The sequence below is a fragment of the Methylobacter tundripaludum genome, assembly GCF_002934365.1.
GTDB lineage: Bacteria > Pseudomonadota > Gammaproteobacteria > Methylococcales > Methylomonadaceae > Methylobacter_A > Methylobacter_A tundripaludum_A.
The window spans coordinates 66122-88001 of the sequence record NZ_PTIY01000005.1 but is presented as its reverse complement, the minus strand read 5'-3'; the positions used below and the strand labels follow the sequence as shown (position 1 = coordinate 88001).

Below are 21880 nucleotides of genomic sequence, written 5' to 3'. Positions count from 1 at the left end.
CTGATGTAACGTGGAAACGCTATTAATAGTCGCCGGTTCAGGACGCATGCTGGCGCAGGCTGCAAAAAACGCCGGCTTGAAGCCGCTGGTCATTGATCTGTTTGCCGATCTGGACACGCAAGGCTGCGCGGAAGATTTCCGCCAGGTAAAGTCATTAGCCGAGCAAGACTTGGCTCCTGCCGTAGATTGCTTTATCGAACGCTATGCCGTCACCCATGCCATTTACGGCAGCGGTTTCGAATGTTATCCCGAAAGCCTGTATTACCTGAATAACCGCCTGACTATCCTAGGTAACCATCCAGATGTTTTTGCACGGCAGCTGGATAAGCCGGCGTTTTTTTCGACGCTGGATCAGTTAAATATTCCCTATCCCGAGCTTGTGTTCAGCATGCCCGAATATGCCGATGATTGGCTGCTAAAGCCTATGCAAGGGCAGGGAGGCACCGGGATAAAACGTTACCATGCCGATGACGAAACTAAGGAACCGGTTTACTGGCAAAAATTTCAAGCAGGCACACCCCATTCGGTGCTGTTCCTGGCTGACGGACAGCAGATGCAAGTCATCGGTTTTAACCGCCAATGGCCGGTTTGTTTAAGCGAGACTCAGGAATTTGTTTTTTCCGGCGTGGTCAATCGCTGTGATCTATCGGATGTACACAAAGCGGTGATAACAGACTGGCTCGAACAAATGGTTCCAGCGTTCAGGCTAAAAGGCTTAAATTCGCTGGATTTTATTCATGCGGATGATTGCGGTTATGTTCTGGAAATCAATCCCCGGCCTTCCGCCAGCATGCAGTTGTATGATCAGGACTTGCTGTCCAGGCATATTCAGGCGTGTTTAGGCCGCAATAGCGTAGCGTATTGCGCCGCATGGCGGGATTATCATTCGGCTTATCAAGTCGTTTACGCCGATCATGATTTAACCATTCCCGACCGATTCGAATGGCCCGATTGGTGTATGGATTTGCCCAAACCCGGCAATATGTGTCGCGCAGGACAGCCATTGTGCAGTATTATTGCGCACCAAAAAAACTCACGGTCGGTAGTGGAACAACTGCGGACTAAACAACAACTTATTATTAGTAAACTAGAAGGTTATGACCGTCATGGAATATACAGCCAGCGTTAACAAATTAACCCAACCCTTGGTTCAGTATTTACTCGATAATGCGGACAAATTACGTTTAGGTGTGGAAAAGTTAGCCAATGGCTGCACCATTATCGACGCGGGCATTAAGGTACCGGGCGGAATCGAAGCAGGCCGTATTATCGCTGAAATCTGCCTCGGCGGCATGGGTACCGTAACCATCAGTCACAGCCCTTACACAACCAACTGGCCGCTGTCGGTAAACGTACACACCGGCAACCCTGTTTTGGGCTGCCTGGGTAGCCAATATGCAGGCTGGAGCTTATCTCATGAAAAATATTACGCATTAGGCTCAGGCCCGGCGCGTGCGATGGCGACCAAGGTGAAAGACGGCAAGCAGGAACCGGTTGAAGAGTTGTACAAGGAACTGGATTATCAGGATACTCATGATGCCACTGTGTTAGTGATTGAAAATGATGCAGTGCCGCCGGTTGAAATCGTTGAAAAAGTCGCCGCCGCCTGCAAGGTCGATCCATCCAAACTGACCATCATTGTTACTCCGACCAGCAGTCTGGCCGGTGGTGTACAAGTGGTTGCGCGCGTACTTGAAGTGGCCATGCATAAGGCTCACGCCTTGCATTTCCCACTTGAAAACATTATCGACGGTAGCGGTAGTGCGCCGATCTGCCCTCCGCACCCTAATTTTGTCAAAGCGATGGGCCGTACCAATGATGCGATCCTGTTCGCAGGTCAAGTGCATATCTTTGTAAAAGGCAGCGACGAAGCGGCTGAAAAACTGGCTAATGAACTGCCAAGTTCAACCTCCAAAGATTACGGCAAACCGTTTGCGGACATCTTCAAGCAGTATGAGTACGACTTCTTCAAGATCGACGCGATGTTGTTCAGTCCCGCCAGTGTCATTGTGACTGCGGTGGAATCAGGTAAAAGTTTCCGCGCGGGGAAGCTGGATAATGCCTTGCTGGATCAGTCATTTGGAGCGTAGATCGTAGCGTGGGTCGTATAGTAATTTTTACCGATGATCCCGGCTGGCATGGCAAACAATTAAGCTTGGCCTTCGCTAGCCGCGGCTATAGCTGTGACTATGTTTCGCTGACAGAATGCCGGTTTGTAATCGAATCCGGCAGACAGCCGATTTTTATTCCAGGCTTTGAATACGCGCTTCCCGATGCGGCTTTTGTGCGCGGCGTACCCGGCGGCTCGCTTGAGGAAGTCGTGTTGTATCTGGATTTTCTACATGCGTTAAAGGCGATGGGGATTCCGGTCTACAATGACGGGCATGCGGTAGAACGCAGTGTCGACAAGGCCATGACCAGTTTCTTATTGCACAATGCAGGATTGCCGACGCCGATGACCTGGGTGCTGCGCGACCGTGACGAAGCCTTAAGGATTGCGGAAGCCGAATTAAAACAAGGTAATTTGTTGATCAGCAAACCCTTGTTCGGCTCGCAGGGCGAAGGCATACGCCGCATTGAAAAATCGACCGACTTATTTTGGCTGACCGGCAGTCATGGCGTCTATTATCTGCAACGCTTTGTTCATTGCGAAGGCGAGGGTTTTTCCGATCATCGCGTTTTTGTAATTAACGGCCGAGCAGTTGCCGCAATGAGAAGGCGCGGGAAATTCTGGCTCAATAACGTTGCCCGTGGCGCGGCCTGCGAGCTGATTGATTTGGAACCTGAAATGGTCGATTTGGCCGTTAAAGCGACGACTGCATTGGCTATGGATTATGCCGGGGTCGATATTATCCGGGACAGGGAAGGGCGTTGCACGGTCATTGAAGTTAACAGCATACCGGCCTGGAAAGGACTGGAAAGCGTTTGCGACGTCAGTATCGCCGGGCTGATGGCGGACGATTTAATTATCCGCAAGATGAACAAAAAAACTGTCGCCGCATGACGATTTCGCCGGAGCAACTCAGCGAGCTTTATCGGCAAGCCTGCGAGGTTGACGTGCAGGCATTTAAGCCCGGCAATGTCAGTGTTTACGCGGATGGTCATGATATGACCGTGGCCGATTTCAGAACCAGCGCCAAGGTCAGCGCGGAGCCTCTTTGCAACCCGGATTATTCCTTGGGCGAAAAAATCTATTATGCGGTCAAAGCTACGCGTGAAGCGGTAGGCTGTAACACCAATTTAGGTATTATTTTGCTTTGTGCGCCATTGATTCAGGCGTCCAGCCACAAGCATTCAGGATTAACGTTAAGACAGGCGGTCACCAAGGTTCTTATCGAATCAACGATAGACGATGCCGACTGGGTTTTTAAGGCCATAACATTAGCATCGCCGGGTGGTTTAGGCAGCTCTGATGAACAGGATGTCAATGAAAAAGCATCGGTTACCTTGCTTGAGGCGATGAAAATTGCCAGCGAGAAAGATCGGATCGCGCTTCAATACCTCACAGGGTACAAAGATATTTTTAATTTCTCGGTTTTAAGATACAATGAGGGCTTTAATCGGTGGGGCGATAGAAATTGGGCGGCAGTCGCGGTATATGCCGATATGCTGAGCCAGTTTCCCGACAGCCATATTGAAAGGAAATACGGAGATCAGTACTCTGAGATGGTAGCCACCAAGATGGCTCGACTCAGTGAGGAGCTGTCTAAAACTGATAATCCTGAACAAATAAAGCCGTTGCTTTTTTGCCTGGATCAGGAGCTTAAGTTTTATAGTATAAATCCGGGTACGACAGCCGACATGATAGTGGCGACAGTATTCACGGCATTTTTAGAGGATCTTAATCAGTAACAAACCTGTTACTAATAGGGCTTCAAAAGGAATTTGTTAAAAACAAATAAGGGGACATTTATAATGTCGATAGTAGATTCAATTTTTTCATTTTTTTCTTCACAGGGGATATTAAGCATGGCTAAAATCAATAAATTATGCGTTGGCGAATCTTTGGTTGGCGAAGGCAACGAAGTTGCTCACATCGATTTGATGGTTGGACCACGTGGTTCAGCAGCTGAAACTGCATTTGCAAACTGCTTAACAAACAACAAAGACGGCTTTTCTAGCCTGTTAGCTGTTGTTGCACCTAACCTGATGGTTAAACCATCTACTGTTATGTTCAACAAAGTAACAATCAAAGGCGCAAAACAAGCTGTTCAAATGTTTGGCCCAGCACAACGCGGTGTTGCTATGGCTGTTGCTGATTGTGTTGAAGACGGCACAATTCCTGCTGCTGAAGCTGATGATTTATTCGTATCAGTTGGTGTTTTCATTCACTGGGCTGCAGAAGACGATGCTAAAATCCAACAATACAACTACGAAGCGACTAAAGAAGCTCTGAAACGTGCTGTTGCCGGTACTCCTACTGCAGCTGAAGTTGTTGCTGCTAAAGGTACTGCTGTACATCCATTCGCTGCTAACTAAGTTTTATTTAGTTATCAAGAATGCTAAAAATACCCCGTTAATCGGGGTATTTTTTTGCCTACAGGATGTGGTGAATGCAGATAAGGCTCCTCGGCAACTGCTCCTGCGTTGCTCTACTACACGCCATCCATGGCGTTATGCTGTAGCTGCATTCACCACATCCCTGTGGTTCGGGCGGTGAGGAGCAGGAGCGGAAGCTTTGCCTGGAGTTCTGCAATATCTTCAGACTTAAGCATGCCGGAATGCAACGCACTGGCGACAAGCGCCTGATCAATCCCCGCTCTGCTTAAAGCGATTAAATCTTGCTTGTTTCTTATGCCGCCCGCCGCAATAAAGTTTTTGCCCGGATATCGCCGGCAAAACTCAGTTAGTTTGTCCAGATCAGGACCATTGTTGCTGCCGACACGCGCCAGCGTCATGATGATGATGTTTTTCGGCCAAAAAGTGTGGTCGGAAAAAAGACTTGCCGCGCCCAAAGCACCGGAATTTGAATAATCCAGCGAAAGAATAAAGTTGTTTTTGTAAGCTTTAATTTCTGCAACAGTTTGATCACTATAGGATTCACTGCCAATAATGGGCAGGCAGTTTTGGGGATGGTCTACGCTAGTTTCATAGGCTTGATAACCCTTGTCTACCCAGAACGTTATTTGAGGGAAACGCGCCAGCACGTCAGCTATCAATTGGTTATGGTCGCCCTGATGGGTAATCGCATCCAAGTCTGCGATATAAAAGGTATCGAACGCATAAACGCCCAGGAACGCCTCAATCACCTGAAAAATATCAAACGATTGGCACAGCGCAGTATTAATCGGTTGATAATGTTCGCGATTGCCTTGCCGGGCGTGAACCACGATGCCGTCCTTTAAGTCTATTACCGGGATTATTTTCATAAAGCATGGTTTGGCTGGTGATACAATATTACGGTCTAATTTATAGCCGTAATAGTGTGTTTAATTGAGTATTGTGAAAATTCTGGTGTTTGAGTATATCACTGGCGGCGGCTTTAATAAGCAGGAGTTGCCGGATTCTCTGGCCGGTGAAGGTCGCTTGATGCTTCATGCGTTGTTGGATAATCTGACTAAATTAGACAGTCTTGAAGTCACTGTCATGCTCGACTGGCGGCTTGACGACTCAGCAGACATCCCCGGAATAAACACAGCTCTCATCAGGCCGGAGCATGATGCCATCGAAGAATTTTCCAAGTTGGCTAAACAATGTGATCTGGTCTGGCCGATAGCACCCGAATTCGACGGTATTTTACAAAACCTGTGCCAAACGGTCGAATCATTGGGCAAGCGGTTACTGACGTCGTCTGCCGCAGCTATTGCCGTTGCCGGTAACAAATTCAAGACTTATCGGCTGCTCAACCGAAATCAGATAGCGACTGTGCCCACCCAGATGCTTGACGATAGTTATTCCCAGCCCTTAGACCGGCTCGGGACGGGCGGTGAATGGATAATCAAACCGGTTGACGGCGTAGGCTGTGCGGACAGTTATGTCGTCACTAACCGGCAAGATGTTGAACAGATGACTGCACACAAAAAGCAATACATCATTCAGCCCCATCTTCAAGGCAAGAAAACCAGCCTTTCATGTTTATTCAAGCAAGGCCGAGCTTGGTTAATTTGCGCCAATTTGCAGCGTTTTGAATTCATCAACCGGCAATATCACTTGGCTGAGATTGCCGTTAATCATCATCCTGACTCAGGCGAGTATCAGCAATTGATCGATAAGATAGGACTCGCTTTGCCTGAGTTGTGGGGATATGCCGGGATCGATTTGATAGAAACCGCCGAAGAAACTTGGGTGCTGGAAATAAATCCCCGCCTGACCAGCTCATTTGCCGGTATATACGATGCTTTAGGCATCAACATTGTCGAGGCCGTTTTGCAGTTAGTGCATGGCGACCCGATACTCAACCCTGTATGCAACAGATCCATTACCGTTCAAACAAAACAGGAAGCCAATGCAAGCTAATGTCGTAGGCTGGGATATAGGTGGCGCTCACGTCAAAGCCGCGGTAATCAGCGCGGATAAGGTTATCGCCGTTTATCAGCAACCTTGTCCGTTATGGAAGGGGCTGGATCAACTGCAACATGCGGTAAACACTATCATGCAGGAACTGGCCGGTTCAAATCACCGTCACGCGATGACCATGACCGGCGAACTGGTCGATTTGTTCGATAACCGGGATCATGGCGTTAAGCAAATCATCCAGACGATGACCGATCTGTTGCCGGGAACTGAAATACTGGTTTTTGCAGGCCGGCAAGGCTTTTTAAAAGCCCCGCACATTGAATCCGGGCGCTATGCGTCTATCGCCTCCGCTAACTGGCTGGCCAGCGCCTTATTCACCGCTCAAAAGCTGGACAGCGGGCTTTTTGTCGATTGCGGCAGCACCACCACGGATATACTCTTGCTTAATGAAGGGCAGGTGCTAGCGGAGGGTTACACCGATTACCAGCGTTTAATATCTGAAGAATTGATTTATACCGGCATCGTCAGAACCGCCGTGATGGCCGTTACGCAAACAGCGCTGGATCAAGGCAAAAAAATCGGCTTGATGGCCGAATATTTTGCCACCATGGCCGATGTCTATCGCGTCACCGGCGAACTGGATGATGCACATGACCAAACCGACACAGCCGATGGCGCGGAAAAAACAGTCCTCGCCAGCGCCAGGCGGTTATCGCGAATGATAGGTTGTGATTTTTATCCCGATGAACTGCCGCGTTGGCTGCAATTCGCTCAAAATATCCGCGCCCGACAAATGCGGCAAATACAATGCGGTTGTGAGAATCGGCTATTCAAACATCAGCTCCCACAAAACAGTCCATTGATCGGTGCCGGAGTAGGGCGGTTTCTGGTTAAACAGATTGCATTGAACTTAGACCGCCCTTATCTGGATTTTTCCGACTTATTGCCGGTAGCCGAAATTCAGTCGGGCATGACGACAGCCGACTGTGCTCCGGCCGTAGCGATAGCCTTTTTAGCCGACAGGGAAAGCAATTAAAAATTCGCACATGCAATATCGATTCGACACTTGATTAAATATGATAGAATATCTTTTTTGTCAACATTAATAAATGTTTACAGGCTCTATGGAAAAAGTTGATGTATTTGAATTAATCGAGCGGATGTCTGCGCTGATCCGGTCCGAAGAACGTAAGAAGTGTACGGAATTAGGTTTGCAACCGGTTCATTTGCAGGTAATGGACTATTTGTCCCGCTGCAACCGTTACAGCGACACCCCGGCAGCGTTGACCAATTACCTGGGTATGACTCGCGGCACCGTTTCCCAAACCTTGCAGTTGTTGGAAAAAAAAGGCTACATTAAAAAAACAGCCGATGTAAACGACCGGCGTATGGTGCACCTTAGTCTTTTGACTGAAGGCGATACTATCCTGAATAAAGCCCGTCCGGAAGATTTATACAGCCAAGCATCGGCAATCTTTAACGAAAATGAAAGCCAGGAAAACGTTTTTGTTAATGCGTTGACGGCATTGCAAAAAGCCAATAAATCCCAATCGTTTGGGCTATGTAAAACCTGTAAACATTTTACCACCACCTCGGAGGGCTTTGTTTGCGGCTTAACTAAAGAACAGCTCAGCCAAAGCGATAGTGAGAAAATATGCCAGGAACATACCGTTATGTGACGATAATCACAGACGAATTGCATTATCGTCACATAAGGGAGGTAACATGACTCAAGCAAAAAGACCCCGGGAATCTATGTAATAAAACAGATGGCTGGCTGAATTCTTTTCAAGAAGCTGCTAGGCTTACGGGGTTGTCTTACCTATTCAGAGAATAACGTGGAAGAAGATTTAACCACCGATTTAACTCAGCTGCAAAGTCACTTGGAAACGATGCTTGAGCGCGTTCAGCAAAACAGCGCTACCTTGCAGAAGTTTCAGGCATTCGAATTGAGATTGTTAAAGCTCAATTCCTTGTCGGATATTATTGATCACTTGCTTGAAGAGGCTAAAAATTATTTCGATCTTGACGTGGTCAGTTTATGCTTGAGCGATGAGACCGGTGAAATCGAAAAGACGCTTAATAGTTACTCGTACAGCTCAAAAAACGGTTTAATACTGCTGGACAAGCCATTAAAGTCAAAGGCCGTTGAAGCCTATGTCGGCGCTTATGACAGCACCCTATGCTCCGGTTTTTTTCCGCACATTGAAAGACAACCGACCAGCGTCGCCATTACGCCTTTAACCCGCCGGGGTAAATATCTGGGGACTTTAAATCTGGGCAGCTATCAGCCTGATAGATTCGCAGGCAATATGGCGACGGACTTCATCGATCACCTCAGTTCTGTCGTCAGCGTCTGCCTTGAAAACAATCTTAATATTGAAGAAATAAGACGGGTCAGTTATATCGACGCATTGACGGGCGTTAATAACAGGCGCTTTTTGGAACAGCGCATAGGCGAAGAATTACGCAGCTGCCAGCGCAATGCAGAGCCGCTATCCTGCCAGTTTTTTGATATAGATTATTTTAAGTCGGTTAATGACCGCTTTGGTCATCAAGGCGGCGATCTGGTTTTGGCGCTGGTGGCCGCCGCCATAAGAAACCAGTTAAGAAACAATGACGTATTTGTCCGTTACGGCGGAGAAGAGTTTGTCGCTTTATTGTCCAATACCGATGAACCCAAGGCTCTTGAAACTGCGGAACGCGTGCGCAAAACAATCCAGGCGCTGGTCATTGCATTTAATGATGTTTCCATCTCGGTTACCGTTTCTGTCGGTGTGTCCACTTACGTGCCGGAAGGCCTATCTATCCCGGTAGACGACGAGATTGCGGCCCGTCTGGTCAAAGCAGCCGATTCCGCTTTATACAGAGCCAAACATAACGGCCGGAATCGTGTCGAAAATGGCGGGGTTGTTTCGGATAAACGGGTGTTATAAATCTGAAAAAATCCTCGGTATGATTAATTGACCACCAAGGTTTGAAGGTGTTAAGCCGTTCATGGTTCGGCAAACTCACCACGAACGGCTTAACCTTATTACCCTTTCAACGCCTTCAACACCGCCTGCATGGTTGCATTGGCATCGCCGAACAACATGCGGGTGTTTTCCAGAACGAATAGAGGATTACCGACGCCGGCATAGCCTGACGCCATGCTGCGTTTAAGCACGATGGTAGTTTCGCCTTTCCAGCATTCCAGCACCGGCATACCGGCAATCGGGCTGTTGGGATCGTCCAGTGCGGACGGATTGACGATGTCATTCGCGCCGATCACGATCGATACGTCAACATGCGCCCAATCGTCATTGATCTCGTCCATTTCATAAACGATGTCGTAAGGCACTTTGGCTTCGGCCAGCAGCACGTTCATGTGGCCGGGCATTCTTCCTGCAACCGGATGGATGCCGAAACCGACTTTCTTGCCTTTATCGCGCAACAGTTTGGTGATTTCATTAACCGTATGTTGAGCTTGCGCAACCGCCATGCCATAGCCGGGAATGATCATGATGTTTTTAGCATCCAGCAACAATTGTGCGGTTTCTTCGGCATTGATCGGCGTTACTTCGCCTTCAACTACCGCAGCTTCACCGCCCGAGGTGCCAAAGCCGCCGGCAATCACGCTGATAAAGTTGCGATTCATCGCGCGGCACATGATGTAACTCAAGATCGCGCCGCTGCTGCCGACCAATGCGCCGGTTACAATCAACAAATCGTTGCTTAACATGAAACCGGTTGCCGCCGCCGCCCAGCCTGAATAGCTGTTAAGCATCGACACCACCACCGGCATATCGGCGCCGCCGATCGCCATGACCATATGTATGCCGAACACCAGCGCAATCCCGGTCATAATCCATAAAGGTAAGGAGCCGCCGCCGGTTTCGGTTTCTTGTAAAAACATCCCGCCCAGAACAATGGAGGCAATCAGCAAAGCTAAATTAAACCAATGACGCCCCGGCAGTAACATCGGCTTGCCGCTGATACGTTCGCTGAGTTTGCCGAAAGCAATCACCGAGCCTGAAAAGGTCACCGCTCCGATCAGTATGCCGATGTAAATTTCCACTTCATGGATAGTTTTTTCTACGCCGGTAAGTGTTGCAGAAGTATCCATGAAATTGGCATAGCCCACCAACACGGCGGCCATACCGACCAAGCTATGCATGATAGCGACCAGTTCCGGCATTTGCGTCATTTCAACTTTTAATGCGGCTCTCGCACCGATAGCGCCGCCGATCAGCAACGCAACGATTAAAATGGTGTATGAGGTAACCGATACGCTTAAGGCGGTAGCGAGAATGGCAATCGCCATGCCCAACATGCCGTAATAATTGCCTCGGCGGGCCGTTTCCTGATTACTTAATCCGCTTAAACTAAAAATGAACAGAATGGTGGCGACGATGTAAGACATCGTGACTAAACTATGGGACATCATATTCTCCTGTTATTTTCTGAACATTTCTAACATACGACGGGTGACTAAAAAGCCGCCGGCAATATTGATAGATGCAATGAGTATCGCCGATCCGGCAAGGATGCTGATATTTAAGGTTGGCGAGGAAACCTGCACCAAAGCGCCTATCACAATAATGCCGCTAATGGCATTGGTCACACTCATCAACGGAGTATGTAGAGATGCGGTCACATTCCATATCACCTGATAGCCGATGAAACAGGCCAGCACAAACACAGTAAAGTGCGTCATGAACGACGCCGGGGCAACCGCACCGATGCCGAATAGAGCCAATCCGGCGATAACCAAGGGTATAAACTGCTTAATCACGCTTGGTTTTTTCGGTTCCTGTACCTCTGCACAAGCGGGCGCTTCGGTTTGCGGGGCAGGGGAGGCGGAGAGTTTGGGCGGTGGCGGCGGCCAAGTGATTTTGCCTTCCTTAATGACCGTCGTGCCGCGTATCACCTCGTCTTCCATGTTGACGTTGATCGTACCGTTCTTTTCAGGGCAAAGTTCCGTTAGCAAATGCCTCAGGTTGGTCGCATAAAGCTGGCTCGATTGGTTGGCCAAACGGCTGGGTAAATTGCTGTAGCCGATAATCGTCACGCCGTGTTTGACGACAACCTGATCTTTCTCGGTCAACGCACAGTTGCCGCCTTGCTCGGCCGCAAGATCGACAATGATGCTGCCCGGCTTCATGGATTCGACCATGCCTTCCGTAATCAGCTTGGGCGCCGGTTTGCCGGGGATCAGCGCGGTGGTGACAATGATGTCCACTTCCATCGCCTGTCTGGCGAACAAGGCCATTTCGGCTTCGATGAACTCCTTGGACATGGTTTTGGCGTAACCGCCGGTGCCGGCGCCTTCCTCCTTAAAGTCCAGCAGCAAAAACTCGGCGTCCATGCTTTCGATTTGTTCTTTAACTTCGGGCCGGGTATCGAAAGCCCTGACGATAGCGCCCATGCCCTTCGCCGTACCAATCGCAGCAAGGCCTGCAACGCCTGCGCCGATCACCAGCACCTTGGCGGGTGGGATTTTACCGGCGGCGGTAATCTGTCCGGTGAAGAACCGGCCGAAATGCTGTGCGGCTTCAATGACGGCCCGATAACCGGCAATGTTAGCCATGGAGCTGAGCGCATCGAGTTTTTGCGCCCTGGACATGCGCGGCACGCTGTCCATAGCCAGAACCGTGGCGTTCTTGGCGGCCAGTTTCTGCATTAATGCGTCATTTTGCGCAGGCCAGATAAAACTGATTAAACGGCCCCCTTCAGGTAACAGATCGATTTCGTCCAATGCCAGCTCAGGGTGTTGCTCGGGTGCGCGAACTTTCATGACGATGTCAGCTGATTTCCATAATGTCTTGGCATCGTCAACGATTTCAACCCCCACTTCTTTGTAGGCTTCATCGGAAATATTCGCGCTAACCCCGGCGCCGCTTTCGACCAGGACGGAAAAACCCAGTTTTATAATTTGTTCTGCGGCCTCGGGCGTAGTGGCCACACGCTTTTCACCTGGGTGAATTTCTTTAGGTATACCAATCTTCATACAGTCTCCAATGCGAGTAGTTTAGAGCATAGTGAGCAAAGGCTTTAACCTTCCAGCCAAAACCTCAGCGTGGAGGATAGGAGATTAGGGCGTGTTTTTCAATAAAAAACATAAAAGGGATGGGTTAATGTAAGTTTTGCGGTGAGGGGCGGATAGAGGCGCATGTGCCGGACGGCGTACTCAAAAAAGGCTCAAGTCGTGAGTGTCGGCAATATATCTGATCCGATGGACTTAACACGCCCTTGCCGTCACTGATCAGAATCTCACCGCGCTCGAAATCCACATACTTAACCCGCAAGCATATGCATCCCGGTTCCGTGCAGCCTATTCGCCATTAGCCCATATACGCCGCTCATCCGTACCAAGCCAGCACCTCCTTGTATAAAAGACAATGCTTGGTTCTGCGTCGAAGCCGATACATGCCCATTAACCGCCAGATGCGTTAAAAACGTCCCACTAAAGTGGACTCCATTTCTTGTGGGTGCCGTTTGCCATGAAACAGAATAAATCGCTTGATCCATTGCGCTATTGCGTTTCTGTACGGATGCTGTAGTGCTTAATGCGGATACGATCACGGACCTGATCCAAGTATGTATTTGAAGTTTGCATAAATAAGGTTGCTATCAATAATGTAATTACTATAGCATCTATTCTAACGGATTAAGTATGCGGCATTATGCGCCACTACACCTCGGCTATTTGAGTTTAATATACATTTTAAATGTGTATATCTAATTGTGGGTTCTTGCAACGGTCGGAAACGAAAGTCGGATTTGACGAGTAGTTTTGCTGAACCTAACGAGAGCGCTTAGGGAGTTTGAAAATAACCGAGTAGTACGACATCGCCGTGTGTAACGGGTCGTCCTAATCAAAAACAATCAAAGAGGATAATTGTATGACAACAGGAAAAATATCAATTCTATCTCCAATGTACACCGAAGATGAACGCTGGGTTGCTGATAGAGTCAGAGCGGAACTCGAATACGGCAAACAAAAATACACAACCTATCAGCCATACATCGACGGATTCGACAAACAACTGTTTGAGTTCTTGTCCAGCCATGATTCAGCGAATGCGTCGGAAGCAAAAAGGGCCATTCTTCTGAGCAGCGCGGTTAATTTTTATAACCTTATCCAAACGAGCGATGCATGTGTCCTCGTCTTGGACGGCAGGACGCCGGACGAAGGTTCGGTGTTTTGGGCGGCTGTTGCATTCGCGACTGGGAAGCCTGTTGTCTTGTATAAATCGGATTATCGGACATTCATGTCAACGGGTGATAATTCGATGATAACCGGTTTATGCTTAAACTACGAGCCGGTGAAAGACATAAAGAACCTTAGCGACCGCGTTAAATCTCAGGTTAGCATGTACAACAGTAATTCTTGGAAAAGCGAGTTTATCCCTGGGTATAACAAATCGCTGCAGAAGCTTGGAGAGAAAGTGTGGACGGGCTACAAAGGCCGTAACTTGGGAGAAATCCTGACGGCAATGAAGGACGAACCATTGGTGGAAAAGCTGCTCACATACGATGGGAAACCGTCGGGTGCCAAGCATGGCAAAGTTTACTGCTCAGGCCCGCTGTTTTGTCCTGCGGAAATCCGTGAAATAGCAAAAATTGCCGAATCTATAGATATAGCGCGGGCAGGAGAAGTGGCAGGGCCACATACTTATCTTCCGCACCGCGACGGCGTAGAAGCCATGATGGGGGATTTGGATAATTCGGCGGGCGTGATAGCGGCGACTGCGCTCCACTATGCGGATATTAACTCGTTTACTATCGACGTATACCATCTGGTCAAATGCGATTATTTCGTCATTAATCTCAACGGCCGGGTTCCTGATGACGGCGCCGTTGCCGAAGCCGGGATGGCCTTTGCCATGGGACGGCCCATTGTTCTGTACAGATCAGATTCCCGTGCTTTTTGCGGCGGAGCCCACGGACTTGTCCATCCGGCACTGCAGATGGCGGGACATCTCTTCGATACCACTGATGATGTCAATGGAATATTTGGCAAGCTGGTTGAACAGGACGCATTCCTTAAGGCCCAGGGAGATCCGCGCTATTCACCTAATATCCATGCTGAAGTCAATAAGGTATACGAGCTAGGAAGCAAATATTATGGTGAACTTAATGAAGCATACGCTAATGGGCTCAAATTATACGTTGATGGGGTATGGAAATTATTGAAATTAGATTCGGGTAACCGCTTTATTCCCTGGCGGACAGCTCACCCCCTGGCAGACAAAGCGTATCATCCCTATGCAACGTGGATGCAGTCCAGTGTTGGCCGACAAAACTGGTATCATGATAGTAGCAGTGGCAGCTTTGGGGCTGCGAAGGCAGGCGGGGAGCTGAGTGCCGTTTTCGCGCCGCAACGAAACCATTCCGAGGTGTTTTTCCGAGGTGAAGACGGTTACCTGCATTACTTTTATGTTATCGATGGCGGCTGGCGACATGATGGCGCGAGCTTCAAAGCGGCGAAAGTCGGCGGTGCGGTCAGCGCGGTTTTTTCCCCGCAACAAAATCATTCCGAGGTGTTTTTCCGAGGTGAGGACGGTTACCTGCATTACTTTTATATCCCTACACCAGAGGGCGGCTGGGCGTATGATGACGTGAGCTTCAAAGCGGCGAAAGTCAGCGGCGCGGTGAGCGCGGTTTTTTCCCCGCAACGAAACCATTCCGAGGTGTTTTTCCGAGGTGAAGACGGTTATCTGCATTACTTTTATGTTAGCGATGGCGGATGGCGGCATGATGGCGAGAGCTTCAAAGTTGCGAAGGTGGCCTGGGACGGGGAGATCAGCGCAGTTTTCTCGGCTCAGCGGCAGCATGCCGAGGTGTTTTTCCGAGGGGAAGACGGCTATCTGCATTACTTTTATGTTAGTGATGGCGGATGGCGACATGATGGCGAGGCTTTCAAAGCAGTAAAAGTCGGCGGCGCGGTGAGCGCGGTTTTTTCCCCGCAACGAAAGTGTTCCGAGGTGTTTTTCCGAGGGGAAGACGGTTATCTGCATTATTTTTATGTTAACGATGGCGGATGGCGACATGATGGCGAGGCTTTCAAAGCTGCGAAGGTGGCGTGGGACGGGGAGATCAGCGCGGTTTTCTCGACTCAGCGGCAACATGCCGAGGTGTTTTTCCGGGGCGAAGACGGTCGCCTCAATAACTTCCATGTTCCGGTGCAAGGAGGCGGCTGGGCGCATGACGATGAAAACTTCAGAGACTTTCCGGTAGCCGCCGGTGCTGGCAAAATTTCCTCCGTATATGCCACCCAGCGAAACCATACCGAGGTGTTTTTCAGAGGAAATGACAACAATCTGAACTATTTCTTTATCCTATGATTCGCTTTAAAGTCAACGTATTCATTTGAGGAGGTTTAGCAGCTTAGGATTTGGTTAAAAAATAACTTCCCGAAATCACTGTCTTCTGTTTTCTATCGTTAAGCCGTTCGTGCTGATCCTTCGACTACGCTCAGGACTAAAGCCTTGTCGAAGCATGATCGGCTTGACGCGGTAGACCGAAATTTTTCCATAACCCCCCATTCGACAGGCTCAGGGCGAACGGAAAAAATTTACCCCGATCCATATTGGGAAGTTATTAATGACCGTATCCTTAACTCAACGAAGTGCAACTTTTTGTGTACTCTTGGTTTTACCGGCTGCTTTAATATCGGTTTTGGGTTTATGAAAGTTTTTGCTTTTAGCCGGGAGTTTGCTGACAGGTTTTACACTGGCCTTGGCTTGATTGATGGTTTTAGGCGGAATCTTGCTCTTGTTGATGGGGTTGATGCTGGTCTTGATCCGAGTGGTGGTTTTAGGCTGAACCGCGTTAACGCCTCTGACATTGGATTTAATTCGGCTGGTATTTTTATGCTTAGGCGTATAGCTGACGTGCCTAGAGCTTGGTATTGAGCGTGTAGCGCCTCCGTTACCGCAATCAAGTTGGTAGGGGGGGCTGCCTGCTGAGTTGGTTAGCATGGTGTTGATGTTTCTAGCCGGATCGATGTTGGTTAGATTGGCGAAACTTGCATCCATTTTTTGCATCATTAGCTGGTAGCGTTCCTGGCTGGTCTTGCCGCCCATGACCACGCCGATCAGGTGCTTGCCGTTTTGATGAGCCGCGCCGATCAGGTTGAAGCCGGAGCCGCAGGTGAATCCTGTTTTCATGCCTTCGGCGCCCGGATAATTGGCTGTGAATTTGTTGATGCCGCGCAGTTCTGCGCCTTTGTAATTAAAGCTGTGCGCGCCAAAGTAGTGATAATATTCGGGGAAATGGCGCTGTGCTTTCCAGGCCAGAACCGCCATATCCCTGGACGTGGTGACTTGCCAGTTATTCGGCAAGCCGGTCGCGTTCATGAAATGCGTGTTGTACATCCCCAATGCATGCGCCTTTTCCGTCATGTTGGCGGCAAAATTTTCTTCCGTCCCGCCAAGATGCTCGGCAAGAACCACAGACGCATCGTTCGCAGAACGGGTGATAATCGCCAAAATAGCGTCTTCGACGGTTAAATGTTCGCCGCGTCTTAAGCCCAGTTTGCTGTTGGGTTGTTGCGAGGCGTGGCTTGATGCGGTTAAGGTGTCGTGCAGACGAATTTGCCCGGCTTTCAGCGCGTCGAATGTCATGTACAACGTCATAAGTTTGGTTAGCGAGGCGGGATACCATGACTGAGTTGCTTCTACTTCGTGCAAGACGTTGCCGTTATCGGCATCGATAATAATTGCGGCATGGCGGCCGTAACTGACCTCGGATACTGCAAACAGCCACACGGCATTTAAGATAAGTAGGGTTAATTTAACTTTAGTCATTTAAAACGGGTCTCAAAAAAAATCGGCAATAATGAAAGTATAGCGGGGTTTGCTGCCCGTGCAACCGGGCCACATAACGTGTCTTTAAGGGATCATATCTAGGAAAGCGTTGAACAAAATGCTTCCGTTCATGGTTCGACAGGCTTACCACGAACGAAATCAATACGTTACCGTTCATCCTGAACCTGTCGAAGGACTAAATCAGCGCTTCCCTAATTCTACTTTGTCAGATTCAATGGACGCACAATCCAGAATCGTCATTCCGGCAGGGATTCATGTCAGGCTATCCTGCCTGACACCCTTCGGGTTAATGCAAATCCGTTCCAGACGGATTTGTGCCGGAATCCAGGCTCCAGGGATGGATTTTAGCTTACCATCCATGGCGCTGGATCCCCGCTCCCGGCGAGGATGACGAGCTTGCGTATAAGCTGACAAAGTAGAAGTAGAGCCATGCGCAATTATAAACTGCGATGATTGTAATGAATAATCGGATTTCAGTTAGGGCGGTTACTCAATGCGACTTACGAACTAAAAATTTATACAGGTGTAAGGCGGCTCTCCTTGGCAAATCCCCCAGAAACGGCCAAAATCACCCTCATCGCCGGGCTTCCAGTTCTCTGAAAACGCCTCAAACACGGTGCCGGACCAGCCTTTTTCAGCCAGTTTTTTGAAGGTCGATTTAACGACAAGCGCCTGATTTTTCTTGCCTGCAACGCCGCAGAGCTGCCCGGTATGTTTATTGCTCTCAATGCCGCCTTCTGGGCCGTTCGGCCAGCCGAACTCAGTCAATATGACTTCTTTACCGGGATAAGTCCGGCGAATTTCCTCAATCCGTGCGATATGAAAATCGGCGGCCTTATTTGCCGGGGTGCAGGGAAGAACGTCGGAATATTTGTTTTCCCACCACGGGAAAACATTGATGCCTATCCAATCGACTTGTTCGCCGAAATTGGTTTGGTGGCAGGGCGAAACGCGGTTGCACCATTCCCACCAGGTATCTATCGTGGTGATCGGTTGGGCTACGCCCGCTTCGTGCATGGCATTGATGCAACGGGTTATTTCGCCGTCAAAGGCATAGTCGTTGCGGGTTCTGACTTCGGAGCCGCAACTCAGCTTGATGATGGTTTTGGGATAGGCTTTTGCGGCCTCAATGCCCGCAGTGATGGACCGCGAATTGACGGCGATGTCGTCATCCAGCCAGATGATTGCAATGACTTTAAGATGCCGGGCTTCGGCGGCGGCGAAGGTATATTCCAGCCCATTCATGACGCCGTAAGTCATGATGCAGCGGAAAGGGGTTTCCTTGACTAATTTATCCAGCAGTTCGTTAATTAATTCTTTGGACGGACGAGCGCCGTAATCGGGGTTAAGTTTGCCGACGTAGGGGCTAAAGGCGGCGCACTGAAGGACGTCTTTCTTGCTGGATTTTTTTGATGGCTCACGCGCCGATGCGGCTTGGCACGTAACCAGCATGATGGAAATTATAACGAACGACAGTAGCTGTTTCATGAGGCCCTACAATTTATTTTTTATGATAAAAAACGGCACAACGCAGCCTATCAACGCGCAAACAATCAACACCGCCCAAGCCGTTTGGTTCCAATCGACCGGATAAATATCGGCTTTGACCGGCTCGCTGATGCCTGGAATGCTGGGTAAATCGACATCGCCGCCATCGACTTTTAATTGCGCCTTCATACCCTTTTCCATATGTTGCGCCAATTCGCAATGCACGAGGTAGGTTTTTTTCTGGCTGGGTACGATCAGTGAGGCTTTCAATTCGCCTTGTCCGTAGAGTTCAAGGTGAAACATGCCCTGTGGGTAGATATAGCCCGGCAAGCCGTGAATCATTAATTGATGGCGTATCTGGTCGTCATTGATAAAGGTGATGTTAATCCGGGAGCAGGGCGCAACATCCCATTCCTGGTTGTCGAAAGCGAACATTTTGCCGGGAAATTTCAGCGCGTGTTTCTGGCCGGCATGGATGGTGATATTGACGTCGCCGGAAATCTTCGGGCAATCCTTGGGCAGGTTGTCGCTGTTGGCATTCATGATCATGCCTTTTTCATCCATCATCATGCTGCCGTGATGCATCATCGCCATGGTCTCGTCTGCAAACGCAGGATGGGAATGTAAGCCCAGCATTATCAGGAGTGTCACTAAGAGTTTCATAGTTTTTGCCTCCGTTTATAAGCCAGCGCTATAAAAATAATCAGTCCTATGGCTAAACCGGCCGCCAAGCCGAAGATGATGATGCGGACATAATCGGGTGCAATCAATCCGGCTTCTCCGAGTAACGGCGCAAAATCGCCTTCTCCCCAGACCGCTTGTTTTTTTGCGTAATAATCCTTGTTAAATATCTGGTCGAGGAAGGCTTCATGCATTTTCGGCATGCCTTGCTCATCAAGCAGGGGCTTGTAGGCCAGGATTGCCATGTTGCCGCCGGGCTCCATGCCGTCGGTAGTGGTGCCGGTCGGTACGTGGTCATGGAACATCCATAGGCCGGGGCCGTAACTGTCCAAGCCGTTGTTTTGGGTGCGCAGGCGCAAATCGAGGCGTTGCGCCGGAGCGATGTCGAAAACGTCCCGCGTTATCTGCGATCCGGCCACTTGCTCGACGCCGTCGTAAGCGGTGATCGTAGCTTTATGTCCGTGGATATGCAGCGCCACTAAAGAACGTTGGGCGTTGGCGACATGCAGCTTTATGTCTTCGTTGTCATTGGCGACAACCACCGCGTCCCTGAGCGTATAGGGAAAGGAATGACCGTTCAGCATGAAATAATTTTCGAACGATTCGGTCATGTTGTATTCGCGGCTCATCCGGTGCGCGATCAGCCTTGGATCGTTCGCATTTTGTATGATTTGCGCCAGTTTTTTATCGACCGACTGATAATATAAGTCGTATTCCTGGCTGTAGGATTTTTGTACCGCAACCGCAGGATGACGCACTTGGCCCGCACCGATATTAAAGGTTTGCACCCAGTTATTCGGTTGATTTTCTTCGACGATAAATAGGCCGTTCAAGCCCATCATGTAATGCTGGGCGGTTTGTACGTGGCAATGATAAAACATGGTCCCGGCATGCCGGGGCTGGATTTCGTAGGTATGGCTTTTGCCGGGGAACACCGGGTGTTCCTCCATGCCGTCATTATCAACGCCGGGACTGCTTTCCCAGGCATGATCGACGCCGTGAAGATGGATGGTGTGCGGCAAATAATGGGTATTTTCCAGCGTGACATAAACCTTGTCGCCCTGTTCGACCCGAATCACCGGCGACGGCGCGCGCAGCAGCGGATTGGCGACCAGTGAGTTGAAATTTTTCAGCGCCATGCCGCTGGATTTGGGCGCGAAGACCCAAAGCCCTGGTTGGATGCCGGGGGCAATGTCGTAAGTGTTGATCAGGAAATCGCCGTCGGGACTTGCGCCGTTTAGTTCGACGACTTCCAGCTTGATGCGGATCACGTCGGGATCGCCGTCATTATCCAGGTCGTCGGTCATGGTCAAGGCGTCCTGGGCCAGATGGGTCTGCATCAAGGTCTGCATCGATACGTTATTGGCGCCTTTGACAGCTACGGCAATATCGTAAGGGTTATCCGGTTCGCAGGACGGCGCTGCCTCGATTTTTACGCCGTCGATAACTTGCGCCTGCCGCCAATCGGGATGTTCATCGGAGCAGGGCTTTTCTACCGCCGCCGTTTCTTCCGAACGGTTATAGATAGTCTCGGGCGGCGTAATGCCGGATTTTTGTGACAGGGTCGGTGCAACATAAACCGCAATAGCGACTAATGCAGGGACAAAAAGCATTAATACAAAGAGGGATCTTTTGGACATATAACAACAGCAAATGGGTGCAAAGTGCCGCTATTGTAAATGCCTGACAAGTTAAAACCTAGATGCATTTTCAAATGCGGCAAAGGTGGTTTTCATACGGAAGACGATATAGTCTGGATGCTTGGGGGATTTTAAATAACACCGTCAGGTATATTAGTTGCTATAATTCCGGCAGAATTTTAAGGGTCAGCGGATGAGTTAATTTTTATACGTGACATAAATGTCGGCCTTTATTTGTACAAATCTTTACTTGGTATTCAATGCATGTCTAACTCAAACTCGTACAACCCTGATCTTGATTGGACTCAAGTCAGGGAAACGTCAAAAATGCTCATTTTATCGGCTATTCAAGTAGAAGACATGCTCAATGAATCCGATGTCTCGGTCAATACGTTAACAGAATCGTTTACCTCTATCGTTGAGCATATGCAGTGTATCAATGAACACTTGCTTGCGCTTGATCCTTGTAAGGTCAGGGAGGACGCGCTAGCTTGCTGCGCGGAAACAACCGGCAAAATCCAGGCCTCCATTATCGCTTTCCAGTTTTATGATCGGATGCAGCAATGCTTGCAGCATGTCACGTTAAATCTTAAAGGCTTGTCTGAGCTGGTGGAAGACCCTGATCGTCTTTATAACCCGACCGAATGGCGGCAATTTCAGCATGAAATCCGTTCCCGATATACGATGGAGTCTGAAAAACTGATGTTCGACGCCATCGTGCATGGCAAGTCTGTAAAGGAAGCGCTTGCGATAAAAAGTGCGCATCAGGAAGATCAGTCCGACAATATAGAGCTTTTTTAA

General features: G+C 49.3%; 18 protein-coding genes. 11 read left to right on the top strand and 7 right to left on the bottom strand.

Annotated elements, in window-relative coordinates; translation table 11 throughout:
• Window positions 1-10: 10 nt before the first annotated feature.
• The 5 genes from B0F88_RS07660 (at window position 11) to fae (ending at window position 4479) form a co-directional block, all read left to right on the top strand.
• The gene (locus B0F88_RS07660) at window positions 11-1129 is read left to right on the top strand and encodes an ATP-grasp domain-containing protein (RefSeq protein WP_104423360.1); all 1119 of its coding nucleotides are present in this window, start codon (window positions 11-13) and stop codon (window positions 1127-1129) included.
• Window positions 1107-2090, top strand: coding sequence for a methenyltetrahydromethanopterin cyclohydrolase (mch, locus tag B0F88_RS07655; RefSeq protein ID WP_104423529.1), 984 nt, complete (start codon window positions 1107-1109; stop codon window positions 2088-2090). The genes B0F88_RS07660 and mch overlap by 23 nt, the downstream gene beginning before the upstream one ends.
• An 8-nt stretch (window positions 2091-2098) precedes the next feature.
• Complete coding sequence (locus tag B0F88_RS07650; RefSeq protein WP_104423359.1) at window positions 2099-3004, top strand: ATP-grasp domain-containing protein; 906 nt, start codon at window positions 2099-2101, stop codon at window positions 3002-3004.
• The gene (locus B0F88_RS07645) at window positions 3001-3852 is read left to right on the top strand and encodes a triphosphoribosyl-dephospho-CoA synthase (protein WP_104423358.1); all 852 of its coding nucleotides are present in this window, start codon (window positions 3001-3003) and stop codon (window positions 3850-3852) included. The genes B0F88_RS07650 and B0F88_RS07645 overlap by 4 nt, the downstream gene beginning before the upstream one ends.
• A gap of 117 nt (window positions 3853-3969) precedes the next feature.
• Window positions 3970-4479 carry a formaldehyde-activating enzyme gene (gene fae, locus B0F88_RS07640; protein WP_027150261.1) on the top strand — a complete coding sequence of 170 codons (510 nt, stop codon included), beginning with the start codon at window positions 3970-3972 and terminating at the stop codon, window positions 4477-4479.
• Between the two features lie 152 nt (window positions 4480-4631).
• On the opposite strand, the gene B0F88_RS07635 is transcribed toward fae, so the two are convergent.
• The gene (locus B0F88_RS07635) at window positions 4632-5369 is read right to left on the bottom strand and encodes a HisA/HisF-related TIM barrel protein (RefSeq protein WP_104423357.1); all 738 of its coding nucleotides are present in this window, start codon (window positions 5367-5369) and stop codon (window positions 4632-4634) included.
• A gap of 73 nt (window positions 5370-5442) precedes the next feature.
• Between B0F88_RS07635 and B0F88_RS07630 the strand changes: the two genes are divergently transcribed.
• From B0F88_RS07630 to B0F88_RS07615, 4 genes are all read left to right on the top strand, one after another.
• Window positions 5443-6456: an ATP-grasp domain-containing protein gene (locus B0F88_RS07630; protein WP_104423356.1), complete on the top strand. Its 1014-nt coding sequence runs from the start codon at window positions 5443-5445 to the stop codon at window positions 6454-6456.
• A complete protein-coding gene (locus B0F88_RS07625; protein WP_104423355.1) occupies window positions 6446-7492 on the top strand; it encodes a hydantoinase/oxoprolinase family protein in 1047 nt (348 codons plus the stop codon). The genes B0F88_RS07630 and B0F88_RS07625 overlap by 11 nt, the downstream gene beginning before the upstream one ends.
• 88 nt (window positions 7493-7580) lie before the next feature.
• On the top strand, window positions 7581-8135 hold the full coding sequence (locus B0F88_RS07620; RefSeq protein ID WP_104423354.1) for a MarR family winged helix-turn-helix transcriptional regulator: 555 nt from the start codon (window positions 7581-7583) through the stop codon (window positions 8133-8135).
• Between the two features lie 159 nt (window positions 8136-8294).
• The gene (locus tag B0F88_RS07615) at window positions 8295-9392 is read left to right on the top strand and encodes a sensor domain-containing diguanylate cyclase (RefSeq protein ID WP_104423353.1); all 1098 of its coding nucleotides are present in this window, start codon (window positions 8295-8297) and stop codon (window positions 9390-9392) included.
• Between the two features lie 98 nt (window positions 9393-9490).
• Here B0F88_RS07615 and pntB read toward each other — a convergent pair whose 3' ends face one another.
• A complete protein-coding gene (gene pntB, locus B0F88_RS07610; protein WP_104423352.1) occupies window positions 9491-10879 on the bottom strand; it encodes a Re/Si-specific NAD(P)(+) transhydrogenase subunit beta in 1389 nt (462 codons plus the stop codon).
• Window positions 10880-10891: 12 nt separating this feature from the next.
• Window positions 10892-12445: a Re/Si-specific NAD(P)(+) transhydrogenase subunit alpha gene (locus B0F88_RS07605; RefSeq protein WP_104423351.1), complete on the bottom strand. Its 1554-nt coding sequence runs from the start codon at window positions 12443-12445 to the stop codon at window positions 10892-10894.
• Between the two features lie 895 nt (window positions 12446-13340).
• Between B0F88_RS07605 and B0F88_RS07595 the strand changes: the two genes are divergently transcribed.
• Window positions 13341-15785: a nucleoside 2-deoxyribosyltransferase gene (locus B0F88_RS07595; protein ID WP_104423350.1), complete on the top strand. Its 2445-nt coding sequence runs from the start codon at window positions 13341-13343 to the stop codon at window positions 15783-15785.
• Window positions 15786-16061: 276 nt separating this feature from the next.
• Here B0F88_RS07595 and B0F88_RS07590 read toward each other — a convergent pair whose 3' ends face one another.
• From B0F88_RS07590 to B0F88_RS07575, 4 genes are all read right to left on the bottom strand, one after another.
• Window positions 16062-17249: a D-alanyl-D-alanine carboxypeptidase family protein gene (locus B0F88_RS07590; protein ID WP_104423349.1), complete on the bottom strand. Its 1188-nt coding sequence runs from the start codon at window positions 17247-17249 to the stop codon at window positions 16062-16064.
• Window positions 17250-17777: 528 nt separating this feature from the next.
• On the bottom strand, window positions 17778-18758 hold the full coding sequence (locus B0F88_RS07585) for an exo-beta-1,3-glucanase (protein ID WP_104423348.1): 981 nt from the start codon (window positions 18756-18758) through the stop codon (window positions 17778-17780).
• A gap of 6 nt (window positions 18759-18764) precedes the next feature.
• The gene (locus B0F88_RS07580) at window positions 18765-19409 is read right to left on the bottom strand and encodes a copper oxidase (protein ID WP_258076592.1); all 645 of its coding nucleotides are present in this window, start codon (window positions 19407-19409) and stop codon (window positions 18765-18767) included.
• An 8-nt stretch (window positions 19410-19417) separates the two neighbouring features.
• Window positions 19418-21052 (bottom strand): multicopper oxidase domain-containing protein, encoded by a 1635-nt coding sequence (locus tag B0F88_RS07575; RefSeq protein ID WP_258076591.1) that lies wholly within the window; start codon window positions 21050-21052, stop codon window positions 19418-19420.
• A gap of 291 nt (window positions 21053-21343) precedes the next feature.
• On the opposite strand from B0F88_RS07575, the gene B0F88_RS07570 reads away from it, so the two are divergent.
• On the top strand, window positions 21344-21880 hold the full coding sequence (locus tag B0F88_RS07570; RefSeq protein WP_104423345.1) for a hypothetical protein: 537 nt from the start codon (window positions 21344-21346) through the stop codon (window positions 21878-21880).

Excerpts from the sequence above, each read along its gene's own strand:
- B0F88_RS07605 (WP_104423351.1), bottom strand. The coding sequence starts at position 12,445 with ATGAAGATTGGTATACCTAAAGAAATTCACCCAGGTGAAAAGCGTGTG.
- B0F88_RS07575 (WP_258076591.1), bottom strand. The coding sequence starts at position 21,052 with ATGCTTTTTGTCCCTGCATTAGTCGCTATTGCGGTTTATGTTGCACCG.
- B0F88_RS07620 (WP_104423354.1), top strand. The coding sequence starts at position 7,581 with ATGGAAAAAGTTGATGTATTTGAATTAATCGAGCGGATGTCTGCGCTG.
- fae (WP_027150261.1), top strand. The coding sequence starts at position 3,970 with ATGGCTAAAATCAATAAATTATGCGTTGGCGAATCTTTGGTTGGCGAA.
- B0F88_RS07570 (WP_104423345.1), top strand. The coding sequence starts at position 21,344 with ATGTCTAACTCAAACTCGTACAACCCTGATCTTGATTGGACTCAAGTC.
- B0F88_RS07645 (WP_104423358.1), top strand. The coding sequence starts at position 3,001 with ATGACGATTTCGCCGGAGCAACTCAGCGAGCTTTATCGGCAAGCCTGC.
- B0F88_RS07585 (WP_104423348.1), bottom strand. The coding sequence starts at position 18,758 with ATGAAACAGCTACTGTCGTTCGTTATAATTTCCATCATGCTGGTTACG.
- B0F88_RS07635 (WP_104423357.1), bottom strand. The coding sequence starts at position 5,369 with ATGAAAATAATCCCGGTAATAGACTTAAAGGACGGCATCGTGGTTCAC.
- mch (WP_104423529.1), top strand. The coding sequence starts at position 1,107 with ATGGAATATACAGCCAGCGTTAACAAATTAACCCAACCCTTGGTTCAG.
- pntB (WP_104423352.1), bottom strand. The coding sequence starts at position 10,879 with ATGTCCCATAGTTTAGTCACGATGTCTTACATCGTCGCCACCATTCTG.
- B0F88_RS07625 (WP_104423355.1), top strand. The coding sequence starts at position 6,446 with ATGCAAGCTAATGTCGTAGGCTGGGATATAGGTGGCGCTCACGTCAAA.
- B0F88_RS07590 (WP_104423349.1), bottom strand. The coding sequence starts at position 17,249 with ATGACTAAAGTTAAATTAACCCTACTTATCTTAAATGCCGTGTGGCTG.
- B0F88_RS07595 (WP_104423350.1), top strand. The coding sequence starts at position 13,341 with ATGACAACAGGAAAAATATCAATTCTATCTCCAATGTACACCGAAGAT.